12 protein-coding genes and 2 tRNA genes are annotated in these 12,593 nt (G+C 48.2%); 10 read left to right on the top strand and 4 right to left on the bottom strand.

Annotation, left to right across the window (positions count from 1 at the left end; translation table 11 throughout):
• Positions 1-6: 6 nt before the first annotated feature.
• A complete protein-coding gene (gene hrcA, locus ABD980_RS04130) occupies positions 7-1,014 on the bottom strand; it encodes a heat-inducible transcriptional repressor HrcA (protein WP_300647716.1) in 1,008 nt (335 codons plus the stop codon).
• 114 nt (positions 1,015-1,128) lie between these two features.
• Between hrcA and ABD980_RS04125 the strand changes: the two genes are divergently transcribed.
• Together ABD980_RS04125 and recN are read left to right on the top strand one after the other, a co-directional pair.
• Positions 1,129-2,022: an NAD kinase gene (locus ABD980_RS04125; RefSeq protein WP_260649919.1), complete on the top strand. Its 894-nt coding sequence runs from the start codon at positions 1,129-1,131 to the stop codon at positions 2,020-2,022.
• A gap of 6 nt (positions 2,023-2,028) precedes the next feature.
• On the top strand, positions 2,029-3,681 hold the full coding sequence (gene recN, locus ABD980_RS04120) for a DNA repair protein RecN (protein ID WP_345369811.1): 1,653 nt from the start codon (positions 2,029-2,031) through the stop codon (positions 3,679-3,681).
• A 32-nt stretch (positions 3,682-3,713) separates the two neighbouring features.
• Here recN and fur read toward each other — a convergent pair whose 3' ends face one another.
• Positions 3,714-4,169: a ferric iron uptake transcriptional regulator gene (gene fur / locus ABD980_RS04115; RefSeq protein WP_260649921.1), complete on the bottom strand. Its 456-nt coding sequence runs from the start codon at positions 4,167-4,169 to the stop codon at positions 3,714-3,716.
• A 204-nt stretch (positions 4,170-4,373) separates the two neighbouring features.
• Between fur and ABD980_RS04110 the strand changes: the two genes are divergently transcribed.
• The gene (locus tag ABD980_RS04110) at positions 4,374-4,802 is read left to right on the top strand and encodes an outer membrane protein assembly factor BamE (RefSeq protein ID WP_377536066.1); all 429 of its coding nucleotides are present in this window, start codon (positions 4,374-4,376) and stop codon (positions 4,800-4,802) included.
• A 51-nt stretch (positions 4,803-4,853) separates the two neighbouring features.
• Positions 4,854-5,645: a 4-hydroxy-tetrahydrodipicolinate reductase gene (gene dapB, locus ABD980_RS04105; RefSeq protein WP_345369807.1), complete on the top strand. Its 792-nt coding sequence runs from the start codon at positions 4,854-4,856 to the stop codon at positions 5,643-5,645.
• 57 nt (positions 5,646-5,702) lie between these two features.
• On the opposite strand, the gene murB is transcribed toward dapB, so the two are convergent.
• Complete coding sequence (murB, locus tag ABD980_RS04100; RefSeq protein ID WP_345369897.1) at positions 5,703-6,728, bottom strand: UDP-N-acetylmuramate dehydrogenase; 1,026 nt, start codon at positions 6,726-6,728, stop codon at positions 5,703-5,705.
• Between the two features lie 285 nt (positions 6,729-7,013).
• On the opposite strand from murB, the gene ABD980_RS04095 reads away from it, so the two are divergent.
• From ABD980_RS04095 to ABD980_RS04075, 5 genes are all read left to right on the top strand, one after another.
• Positions 7,014-7,089, top strand: a tRNA-Gly gene (locus tag ABD980_RS04095).
• 131 nt (positions 7,090-7,220) lie between these two features.
• On the top strand, positions 7,221-8,021 hold the full coding sequence (locus tag ABD980_RS04090; RefSeq protein ID WP_345369805.1) for an enoyl-CoA hydratase: 801 nt from the start codon (positions 7,221-7,223) through the stop codon (positions 8,019-8,021).
• 16 nt (positions 8,022-8,037) lie between these two features.
• Entirely contained in the window at positions 8,038-9,669 is a 1,632-nt protein-coding gene (locus ABD980_RS04085) for an acyl-CoA synthetase (RefSeq protein ID WP_345369803.1), read from the top strand.
• The gene (gene ggt / locus ABD980_RS04080; protein ID WP_425571451.1) at positions 9,659-11,428 is read left to right on the top strand and encodes a gamma-glutamyltransferase; all 1,770 of its coding nucleotides are present in this window, start codon (positions 9,659-9,661) and stop codon (positions 11,426-11,428) included. The genes ABD980_RS04085 and ggt overlap by 11 nt, the downstream gene beginning before the upstream one ends.
• Before the next feature lie 73 nt (positions 11,429-11,501).
• The gene (locus tag ABD980_RS04075) at positions 11,502-11,696 is read left to right on the top strand and encodes a YqaE/Pmp3 family membrane protein (RefSeq protein WP_345369801.1); all 195 of its coding nucleotides are present in this window, start codon (positions 11,502-11,504) and stop codon (positions 11,694-11,696) included.
• A 39-nt stretch (positions 11,697-11,735) separates the two neighbouring features.
• Here ABD980_RS04075 and ABD980_RS04070 read toward each other — a convergent pair whose 3' ends face one another.
• Positions 11,736-12,308, bottom strand: coding sequence for a DNA-3-methyladenine glycosylase (locus ABD980_RS04070; RefSeq protein ID WP_300647706.1), 573 nt, complete (start codon positions 12,306-12,308; stop codon positions 11,736-11,738).
• A 127-nt stretch (positions 12,309-12,435) separates the two neighbouring features.
• Between ABD980_RS04070 and ABD980_RS04065 the strand changes: the two genes are divergently transcribed.
• A tRNA-Cys gene (locus ABD980_RS04065) sits at positions 12,436-12,509 on the top strand.
• Positions 12,510-12,593 lie beyond the last annotated feature (84 nt).

Here is a 12,593-nt window from a genome sequence, read left to right as displayed (position 1 = left end):
AAATGATTAGACGTGATGACTCAAGGCATTAGATAACATTCGAGCCGTAATATCTACTATAGGGATAACTTTATCGTAAGCCATACGCGATGGGCCAATTACCCCTAAGGTTCCTAATACTTGACCATCGACCTCGTAAGGGGCTGTGACCACAGAGATTTCTTCTAAAGGCACCAAATGCGAGTCTCCCCCAATATAAATCTGCACCCCTTGTGCTTTGCGAGACACATCTAATAAATGTAGCCATTCTGTTTTCTTTTCAAACAAATCAAATAGATGGCGTAATTTATCCATGTCTGCCACCATCTCGCTGACATTAAGCAGCTTGCTTTCGCCTGAAATTACCACCGCCTCGGCATAATCGGGCTCACTATCACCGGTTTCTACTGCCACCTGCATTAAACGCGTAATATCTTCACGCAAAGAAGATAACTCTCCGGATAAAGCTTCCCGTACTTGGGTAAATGACATCCCAGAAAAATGCTGATTAAAGAAATTGCTGGCCTCAATGAGCTCGTGTTCTTTGTAGTCTCTGGACACAAAAAGAATACGGTTTTGCACATCGCCACTTGGAGTCACAATAATTAAGAGCACCCGCTTTTCTGATAATCGAATAAAATCAATTTGTTTGAACGTATTAGCACGCTTAGGCGCTAGCACCACCCCGGCAAACTGTGACAGGTTCGATAACAGTTCTGCTGCTGAGCTAACCGCACGCGCAGGCTCATAACGAGGGATCTGTAACGCCAGTTTTTCCGAAAAGGAAAAATCATTGCGTGGTACCGCCAGGAGCTGATCTACAAAAATACGATAGCCTTGCGGTGTAGGCACACGCCCCGCCGACGTATGTGGACTTTGTATAAGCCCCAAGTCTTCCAGATCCGCCATCACATTGCGGATCGTCGCCGGAGACAAATCAAACATTTTGGATAATGTTCTAGACCCTACTGGCTGACCATCGGCAATATAACGCTCAATCAATACATTTAATAATGCGCTTGCTCTATCATCCATAGCAGTAAATAAGCAAATTATGCGATTCGTTACGATTACCTACCCAACATAAATGGGCTAGCACCTCTATAATTCTAATCTAATTATTACTAACAAATCATAAGGTCTTACCTCATGCATTTTAAGTCAGTGGCAATTATCGGCCGCTACCAAGACAGTGGCTTAGATGCGCCCTTACGCGCTTTGGCAAACACCCTACAACAAGCCGGCTGTCACGTCATGGTCGAAGCCGACACCGCTCGTTATATCGGGGTTACCGAGCTCCCCACACGCACATATGCCGAAATTGGCGCGCAAGCGGATCTTGCCGTTATTATGGGTGGCGACGGTACGATGATCGGCGCTGCTAGGAATCTAGCTAATTACGATGTACCTTTAATTGGTATCAACCATGGTCGCTTGGGCTTTATTACAGATATTCCTATCAATAATGCGCATGAAGCAGTAAGTAGCGTCATTGCAGGACACTATCAAGCCGAGGACCGCAGTCTACTTGAAGGACGTATCGTACGCGATGGCGAAGTGTTGTACTCTGGTATTGCCCTCAATGATATTGTGATCAATCGTGCAGGGCGTGGCGGTATGATTGAGCTCCGCGTAGAGCTAGACGATATTTTTATGCATCGCCAACGAGCAGACGGGGTGATTATATCTACCCCAACAGGCTCTACAGCCTATGCTTTAGCAGCCAACGGTCCCATTTTACATCCCTGTTTGAACGCTTTACTTTTAGTGCCAGTTGCCCCACAAACACTGTCTAACCGCCCTGTCGTCGTGCCCGATACCAGTACGTTAAGCCTGACCATCACAACCTTAGGGCGGGTAGAGTCTGGAGCAAGCGTACATTTTGATATGCAAGCCTGGTCCGACTGCCAAGCAGGAGATCGCGTCGATATTCGACGTGCTCAAAACACAGTGCGCTTTATTCATCCAGAAGGCTATAGCTTTTTTTCCACCTTAAGGCAAAAATTAGACTGGAATCGAATCCCCGCCGACGAGAACGAGTAAATTCATATGCTATGTTCCCTACATTTACGCGATTTTGTGATCGTTGAACACAATCACATCGAGTTTGCCTCAGGTTTTACCGTGTTCTCAGGTGAAACGGGCGCTGGTAAGTCAATCTTAATTGATGCACTCTCTCTTGCTCTTGGTGGGCGGGGGGACGCAAGCGTGGTGCGCCAAGGCAAAGAAAAGGCCGAAATCATCGCCACCTTTGCCCCGCCAGCTTCTGCCTTAAGCTGGCTAGCTGAGCACGACTTGCCTACCGATGAAAGCCTGATTTTGCGCCGCCTCATTGATAACCAAGGCCGTAGTCGGGCCTATATTAATGGTATCCCCTCTACAGTAGGCCAGCTACGCGAGCTCGGGGCGCTTTTGGTTGATATCCATGGCCAGCATGCTCATCAAAGCCTGCTACAGCCCCATGCCCATGCGTTGATTTTAGATAGCCAAGGGCAACACCTAACCCTTAGTCAGGACGTCGCACAACGATGGCAGGCATGGCAAAAAGCAAAACAGGCTTTTGATAGCGCACAACAAGATAGCCAAGCCCATGAACAAGAGCTTGAGCTCCTTGAGTGGCAAATTCAACAGCTCGACGAGCTCGGCTTAGTCGAGGGCGACTGGGAGCAGTTAACAGCCGAACATGAGCGTTTAGCCCACGCGCAGTCTTTACTGGATGGGGCTGCCCATTGCGTACACTGTCTGGACAACGATGAGGCGGGCGCGCTATCCGCTCTTCATATCGCTCTACAGCATCTACAAAGCTTGCTCAAACACGACCCACAGCTTGAGCCGATCTATCAAACGCTGGAGTCTGCGCAAATAGCCTGTGCAGAAAGCCTTTCTGACTTGAACAGCTATTTAAATAGTGTAGAGCTCGACCCAGAGCGTCTTGCACAATTAGAACAGCGTATGTCCATGGCGTTTGATTTAGCACGCAAACACAAATGCGAACCCGAAGCACTCCCCGAACGCTTATCAGAGCTTGAAAAGCGCCGCCAGCAATTACAGCAATCCGCCGACCTTGCCGCACTTGAGCAAACGATGCTCCAAGCCAAGCAACACTATGATGCGGCAGCGGCACAACTGAGTCACGCTCGCCAGCAAATTAGCTCTCAATTAAGTCAGCAGGTTACGGCAGCTATGCAGCAGCTCTCGATGGAAGGCGGTCAGTTTCAGGTATTACTCACCCCTCATGAGCCAAGTAGCCATGGCAATGAAAAAGTAGAGTTTTTGGTTGCCGGCCATGCTGGAGTCAAGCCTGCTCCGTTAAGCAAGGTCGCTTCGGGTGGAGAACTAGCTCGAATTTCTTTGGCCTTATCGGTCATCGCCAGTCAAGCAGCCCGCGTGCCAACTTTAATTTTTGATGAAGTCGATAGTGGGATTGGTGGGGCTATTGCCGAAGTGGTAGGACGGTTATTAAATGAGCTTGGCCAACGCCATCAAGTGCTCTGTGTAACCCATTTACCCCAAGTTGCCGCTTGTGGTGAACATCATTTTTTAGTCAGCAAGCACTCAGACGGCCAACAAACCGTTTCTAAAATACAACAGCTTCATACCAAGGAGCGCGTGGAGGAGATCTCAAGAATGTTAGGCGGCATAGAAATCACCGCCACCACAAGGCAGCACGCCCAAGAAATGTTAGGGCTACGTACTTCATAAAAAAAGGGGCTATATGAGCCCCTTTTTGGTGTTTAACGAGATCTTGAGCGTGTAGGCTTAGCGCTTTCTACACAATCATTACATATGCCATAAAGCACCAATGTATGGCTCTCGAGCTCAAACCCTAAATTATCAGCGATATCGTATTGTCGCTTTTCGATTTCGGGGTCGGAAAACTCCACAACTTTGGCGCAATTAGTACAAATGAAATGGTCATGATGATCGCCATCGTTTAGCTCAAATACCGCTTTACCACCATCAAATTGACTTCGCATTAAAATGCCTGCTTGTTCAAATTGAGTCAGCACGCGGTACACTGTAGCTAAACCAATATCGACATCTTCGGCAATTAATAACCGGTAGACGTCTTCGGCGCTAAGGTGACGCATTTCTTCGGTTTCGTCATGGCGACGAAATACATCTAGAATCTTTAGGCGCGGAAATGTCGCCTTAAGCCCCATGTTTTTCAGTTCATTTTGGTCTTTCATGGCTAGAATTATATATCTGATTGGGGGTAAGGCTCGTTGCCCGCACTGCATAATGCAGACGGATTTCGAGGTGATTTCACAATGCACACGATGCGCATTTCTATAAACCCTTATATGATAACGATTTTATCCTAACAGGGGCAAAGTAACGCAATGAACGCAAAAAAATACTCCACTCTCTTGCGCATAGGCCTAATCGCAGGTATGACGGCTTTGACTCTTAGCGCCTGCAGCGGTAGCAAATGGGGCTTCCCCTACAAGGCTCCTGTACAACAGGGAAACTGGTTAACTACCGCCCAAATTGAACGCCTAGAGGTCGGCATGACCCGCGAGCAGGTTCGCTTTTTACTTGGTAGCCCAACCCTGCAGGACATTTTCCACAGCGATCGCTGGGAATACCCGTACTATCATAAACCAGGTTACGGCAAAGAAGAGTTACGGTTATTTACTGTTTGGTTCGAAGACGATGTACTCGTTCGCTGGGAAGGGGATCAGCAACCCAACCGACAACCCTTTGAACAGTCGGACTCAGGGGCTTCTGCTATTAAAAACACCCCCAACGATGAGCCCGTCACTCGTCCTCTGGAATCTCACCCAGAAAGTGCCGTCATGGAAGTCGAGCCCTTGCGCTAGTACATCGGCGTTTCGCTCTCTTGGACTGATTTACTTAACAAAGGAATTTTTATGCGTATTGCTATTGCAGGCGCTAACGGCCGCATGGGTCGTATGTTGATTGAAGCCGTTTTATCCAGTCATGATATGCAGCTTGCGGTTGCTCTAGACCACACTGGCTCAGATGCGATCGGCAAAGATGCGGGTGCATTTCTAGGCAAAGAAACTGGCGTGTTGATTAGCGATGACTTGAGCCAACTACAGCAGGCGGATTGCTTGATCGACTTTACCCGCCCAGAAGGGACAATGAATCATGTCACTGCATGCCTAGCTCATAATTGCCAGCTCATCATCGGCACTACGGGTTTTAACGAGGAACAAAAAGCACGCATTCAACAAGCCGCTGAGCAAATCGCTATTGTTTTTGCTCCCAATATGAGTGTGGGTGTTAACGTTACCCTGCGCCTCATTGAGCTTGCCGCTAAGCTAATGCAAGAAGGCTTTGATGCAGAGGTATTCGAAGCCCATCACCGCAATAAAGTCGACGCTCCTTCAGGCACGGCGCTAGCTATGGGCGAGGCCATTGCAAAAACGTGGGGGGTCAACCTAAACGATGTGGCTGACTGGACACGCTACGGCCACACTGGAGCCCGAGAAGATGGCCGCATTGGCTTTTCCGTGGTGCGCGGTGGCGATATTATTGGTGATCATACTGTGTACTTTTGTGGCGAAGGGGAGCGTATTGAAATCACGCATCGCTCCAGTAACCGCACTACCTATGCACAAGGCAGCTTGCGCGCTGCGCGCTTCCTAAAAGGCAAAAGTCATGGCCTCTATACTATGCAGGACGTGTTAGGTAGCTAAAGCCATTTTCTATGCCCCCTGCCCAGTTTGGGGGCTATGGATTATCATGGACCAGCCTTATTGCACAGCAATAGGCTCTTGCTCTAGCTGCACTTGAAAAAGCTCAAACACCTGCTGCTGAACTTGCTGCACCAAAGCCGCCACATCGGCTGCTCTTGCTCCACCATAATTCACTAAAACCAATGCTTGGTTTTTGTGCATCCCAACAGGGCCTAGGCGTTTACCCTTCCAGCCAGCATGATCAATCAACCAACCTGCTGCTAGCTTATACTGGCCTTGGTAAGGGTATGCAACCAAGTCTGGATACTGTGCTAACAGCTGCTCATAATGCGCCGTAGTTACAATAGGGTTTTTAAAAAAGCTCCCTGCATTCGCCAGCACAGCGGGATCAGGGAGTTTTTGTTGACGAATCGCCATTACCGCCTGAAAAACCGCTTGCGCTGTTATAGGTGTTTTCTGTAAAAGCGGGTGATGCTGCAAATCCGGATAACGCAATATCGGTGTCCACGCCCCCGCCGTCACTAATTTAAACTGCACCGCAACAATCATATAGCGCCCCTGGGGAGCTCGTTTAAAAAAGCTATCCCTATAGGCGAACTGGCAGTCCGCTGTATCTAACCACAAATATTGTGCCGTCAAAAAATCCCATACTTTCACCGCATGCACAACCTGCTGCAGTTCTATTCCATACGCACCAATATTTTGTACTGGCGCCGCACCAACCGTACCAGGAATCAAAGCCAAGTTCTCTAGGCCATACCAGCCCTGGTCCAAACAATAATGAACAAAATCATGCCAGACCTCACCTGCCTGTGCCTCCACCCATACCTCATCCCCCTGCTGCGCTATTAAACGAATCCCTTTGTTTTGCATATGGATCAATAAGGCATCAACAGTATCAGCCATCACCATATTGCTTCCACCACCTAATACCCATCTTTTTGACGAGGTTTGTATTTTCTCTTGCAACTCAGGTAGCTGTGCTTCATTCTCAAAACATAAAAACTGTTTCGCCACAGCGGGTAAAGCCAAAGTATTTAAGGCTTGCAAGCACATATTTGAGGTTATTTGCACCGGTAACATCCATATAAAAACACACACAATAGCGCTCATCATGGCGCATTTTTTATTTTTTTTCAAAAATATTTGACAAGACCTATATTTTTCCTATATAGTTATGTTTTTGCAGCGAGCCTAGTTGTTTGTTGCCACGTAATCAAGACGGATTAGCTTGACAAACACACCAGACTTGATTACAATTATTTTTTAATTTGATTTTCACCTAGATTGAACCGAAAAACAAAACGGTTGACAACATAAAAAATCTAGGATAAAATTTCAAATCATTGGGAATCAGCCCAATAAAATGCGGGAATAGCTCAGTTGGTAGAGCGCAACCTTGCCAAGGTTGAAGTCGCGAGTTCGAGTCTCGTTTCCCGCTCCAGAATTTAAAAAGCCCTTGATTGTAATCAAGGGCTTTTTTTATATTTATCATCTACTCCACTTTCCTAGTTGCAAACTCATATTCCACAGGTAAGATTAGTAAATAAAGACTATTAACTGTGGAGTAGACAAATGCAATCCCCCTCCTCTGAACTAGTGCTTCGCGCCGATCACAATGGCATCACCACTCTAGAGCTCAATCGTCCTGAGCGCTATAACGCACTTTCTGAAGAGTTACTCGACTCGCTCCAACAGCACTTAGACCAAATCGCAGAAGACACCAGCGTACGCTGCGTGGTACTCGCAGCAGCAGGCAAAGCTTTTAGTGCTGGACACGATTTAAAACAGATGCGCGGCAAACCTCGGTTAGATTATTACCAACAGCTTTTTCAGCAATGCGCCGGGGTCATGCAAAGCATTCAACAGCTTCCTGTACCGGTCATCGCCCGCGTTCATGGTATCGCAACCGCTGCAGGCTGCCAGCTCGTTGCCAGCTGTGATCTGGCTATTGCCTCTACAGAGGCTCAGTTTGCCGTTTCAGGTATCAATGTAGGTTTGTTTTGCTCAAGTCCCGCTGTTGCTTTATCCAGAAACATCCCTACTAAACATGCTTTTGATATGCTTGTTACTGGACGCTTCATTGATGCGCAAACCGCAGCTCAATGGGGATTAATTAACGAAGCCGTTGCCCCTGAAGCTTTAAACGAAGCTGTTGCACAAAAAGTAGCGACTATACTCACTAAAAGCCCGGCCGCGATTCGCTACGGCAAGTCCATGTTTTACAAGCAACAACAAATGGATTTGGCCTCTGCATATGCCTATGCAGCCGAGGTCATGGCAAAAAATATGATGGAAGAGGATGCCGCAGAAGGCATTGATGCTTTTATTGAAAAACGCACACCAAACTGGAACCGTTCATCACAATCATTTTGATACGCGGAGAATCCACATGGAGAGACAAAACCCTTACAACCATGGCTTAGATAAAAACGCAGCCAACTACGTCCCGTTATCCCCGCTTAGTTTTATTGAGCGTACCGCTGTTGTCCACCCACAACTTACCTCAGTCATTTATCACCAGCGTCGCTTTACCTGGGCTCAAACCTACCAACGCTGCAAACAACTCGCTTCTGCTTTGAGTCAAAAAGGTATCGGAGAGGGAGACACGGTCAGCACCATGCTTCCCAATATTCCAGCAATGTATGAAGCGCATTTTGGGGTGCCTATGACTGGCGCGGTATTAAACACCCTTAATATCCGCCTTAACCCTGAAAGCCTGGCATTCATGCTAGACCACAGCCAATGTAAAGCGATTTTGGTCGACCCGGAATTTTCAGGGGTGATCCAACAAGCTTTAGCGCTAATGACAGGACCTAAGCCCTATGTGATTGATGTGGATGATGCCCACTTTACACAAGGAGGTCGTATTGGCGATATCGAATACGAAGCCTTTATCGCTCAAGGCGACCCAAACTTTGATTGGCAGCTACCTAGTGACGAGTGGAATGCTATTGCTCTTGGCTATACTTCTGGCACCACGGGCAACCCTAAAGGGGTAGTCACCCATCACCGCGGAGCCTATCTGGCAGCTCTAAGCAATGCACTTGCCGCACAAATGCCTGCACACCCGACTTATTTGTGGACCTTACCGCTATTTCATTGCAATGGCTGGTGTTTTCCATGGGTGATGGCGCTGCTCGCCGGCACAAATGTGTGCCTACGTCGCGTAGATGTTAAGGTCATTTTGGATCAAATCCGCGAGCACCGCATCGAATACTATTGTGGCGCTCCCATTGTGCATACCATGATTGCCGACGCCCCCGATGCTTGGCGAGAGGGCATCGATCATACCGTCCATGGTTTAATCGCTGGCGCCCCACCACCCGCTTCTGTTTTCAAGCGCATGGAAGAAATCGGTTTTGACCTGACGCATGTGTATGGCTTAACCGAAACCTATGGTCCTGCCGTGGGCTGTACCAAACAACCCGAATGGGCTTCCCTATCTATTGATGAGCGCGTAGAAAAAAATAGCCGGCAGGGTGTACGCTACCCCCTAGAGCAAGATGTTGCCGTCCTGGATCCTATCACCATGGAACCCGTGCCCTGGGATGGGGAAACCATTGGCGAAATCATGTTCCGCGGCAATATTGTCATGAAAGGCTACTTAAAAAACCCAGCAGCTACAGCCGAGGCCTTTGCCGGCGGCTGGTTTCACTCGGGTGACTTAGGTGTGGTCGACCCCGACGGATACATCAAAATCCGCGACCGAGCTAAAGATGTGATTATCTCTGGCGGTGAAAATATTGCTTCACTAGAGATCGAAGAGGCTTTGTTATTACATCCTGCCGTGGCCGCCGTTGCTGTGGTTGCTCTTAAGGATGAAAAATGGGGCGAGGTGCCCGCTGCTTTTGTCGAGCTGCGCCCCGGCCAGCATGCGGATGAAAAGCAGTTACACCAGCATTGCGAACAACACCTAGCCCGCTACAAACTACCTAAAAAATATATTTTTGGCGAATTAACTCGTACCTCTACCGGCAAGGTACAGAAATTTGCCTTACGGGAGCAAATCAATGCGAACTAACTCCATGCTTTTTACTCGTTTAAGCGCTGGCGCTGCAATTTTAGCGCTACTTACCGCTTGCGCGCATCCCCCTCATCAACCCCCAGCTCAAACCGCCGCCGCCCAAGCGGTGGCGGCCGCCTATGACCATACGCTTTCCGTTTTTCATCCTGTCGTAGCTAAGCATGGCATGGTTGCCTCTGAGCACCATCTCGCCTCGGCGGTTGGCCTACAGATTCTCCAACAAGGCGGCAATGCAGTAGATGCAGCCGTTGCTGTTGGTTTTGCTTTGGCCGTTGTGCTGCCTAACGCCGGTAATATCGGTGGCGGCGGATTTATGATGTATCACGATGCCCAAAGCCAGCAATCCATCGCCCTCGATTTTCGTGAGGTAGCACCAAGCGGCGCCCATCGGGATCTTTACCTCGATGAGAACGGTGATGTCATTGATGGCAAATCGCTTTTCACTCACTATGCCGTGGGGGTGCCTGGCACGGTTGCCGGCTTAGAGCACGCGCTAAAAAAATGGGGCTCCCTGCCACTAAAACAGGTGATGCAGCCGGCCATAGACTTAGCTGAAAATGGGTTTATTGTTAGTGAAACTCTAGCAAAAGTCTTAGCCGCATCGGCCAAGGAAATGGGCAAGTGGCCTGCCACAACCGCTATATTTTGGCGTAATGGTGCCCCTTTAAAAGCAGGCGATCGGCTCATTCAAAAAGACTTAGCCCAGTCCTTGCGTCTCATTGCCGACCAAGGCAGCTATGCTTTTTATCAAGGCGAAATTGCTAAAAAAATTGCAGCAGAAATGCAACCTTATCCTGGCGCGATCCGCCTTGCTGATCTGGCGGCCTATCAAGCCGTGGAGCGTCAGCCTGTCCATGGCCGTTATCGCGGATATGATATCGTCACCATGCCTCCTCCCTCATCGGGGGGCGCCCACTTAGTCCAGATTCTGAATATACTTGAGCGCTGGCCTCTAGGCGAATGGGGACACAATAGTGCGCAATCCGTTCATTACATGGCTGAAAGCATGAAACTAGCCTATGCCGATCGTGCAGAGTATCTCGGTGACCCAGATTTTGTGAAAGTCCCCCTAGAAGGTCTCATTTCCAAGCATTACGCGGACAATCTCGCACAGCGCATCAACGACAAAGCCACACCAGCTCAGCAGATTAAGCCGGGCAACCCATTACCCTATGAAAGCGACCAAACCACCCATTACTCCATTATGGACCGTTTTGGGAACGCAGTTGCTGTCACCTATACATTGAATACAAATTTTGGGACGGGCATTGTTGCTAAAGGTACGGGTATTTTATTAAATAATGAAATGGATGATTTTTCAGCAAAACCCGGAGTAGCCAATGCTTATGGCTTAGTCGGTGGAGAGGCCAATGCGGTTGCCGCTGGCAAGCGTCCTTTATCCTCCATGACGCCTACCCTTGTGCTAAAAGACGGTAAGCCCGTTTTAGTAACAGGTAGCCCCGGGGGTGCGCGTATTATTACTACAGTGCTACAAACAGTGGTAAATAAAATTGATTACGACATGAACCCAGCCGAAGCGGCTTCTGCTTTGCGCGTCCACCACCAATGGACACCCGATGAGCTCCGTGTAGAGCAAGGTTTCAACGTAGATACCATCCGCTTACTCGAAGAGCGCGGACATCAAGTCAATATCAAAGCCTCTATGGGCCGCACCCAAACCATTCAACGCGAGGGCGATATGCTCTGGGGCTACTCTGACCCGCGCAACCCAGATGGCTCCACTCTTGGCTATTGACACAATTTTTTACGATCGATTGTGAACCGGCTTTTATAATAGCGGCGACTGTTTTGATTCTTAGGATGATGTAATGCGTCTTTTACTTGCTATCTTTTTACCTTTTGCGGTGTTCTTTACCATCGGTCGCCCTATTGCCGGTATTATTTGCCTAATTTTGCAGATCACGTTAATTGGCTGGATTCCTGCCGCTATCTGGGCAACCTATGCTCTAAGCCAATATAAAACCGATCAAAAAATTAAAAACACCCTATCGAGCCGCACTTAATCCCTTATCTGTTTTTACTAAGCCGTTTTTACGGCTTAGTTACTTTTTTGAAACAAAAGCATTATCTTTTTCATAGAAACGCAATAGCTTCTGCGCCCATACACCTGCATAGTCCACACCCACACGAGTGGTTTTTACTATAGAAGCTACCGCTACTTCAGGTGCATCAGCAATATATAACGGCCCATCGCATACATCCAAGCCATTGTGACGCCGATCAATTTCCATCGCTTTACATAACCGGCCAGGCCCATGCGTAGGCAGCTCAATGCCCTCTATTGGCTCTACGGCGCGTATCAACACAGCAGATCCACTGCCCAGCGGCCCTGTCACTACATTCATGCAGTGGTGAATACCATAAATCAAATAGACATAAGCATGTCCCGCTGCACCAAACATAACCTGAGTGCGCGCCGTCACCCCTTTCGATGAGTGGGCAGCCAGATCATGCGGACCTAAATAGGCTTCTGTTTCTACAATACGTCCCACATACTTTTTATTACCCCTCTCATGCACAAGAAATTTTCCTAATAAGCGTTGAGCGACTTGCGCACAATCAGCCTCCTCATAAAAAGCACGCGGTAAACGTCGCATCAGATTCTTTGGGCTCATTGCTCCCCTCCTAAAAATAACAACCTGTCTTTGCAGGCATAATTTTTATATTTTTAAACAAACCTAGTCTTCTTTGGGCTTATTTCTTGCTAATTTTTTGTCATTTTGCTATACTCTTTTTTTAGCTGGCGCAATGGCAGAGTGGTTATGCACCGGATTGCAAATCCGTGTAGATCGGTTCGATTCCGGTTTGCGCCTCCAGTTTTAAAAAGCCGCTTTATTTAAGCGGCTTTTTTGTATCTAGACTAACCCTAATAAGGCTTGGGTCACCCTACATCATTTACG

The organism is Paenalcaligenes hermetiae (genome assembly GCF_039543645.1).
In the GTDB taxonomy this organism is placed as follows: Bacteria; Pseudomonadota; Gammaproteobacteria; order Burkholderiales; family Burkholderiaceae_B; genus Paenalcaligenes; species Paenalcaligenes hermetiae.
This window is presented reverse-complemented; position numbering and strand designations above follow the sequence as displayed.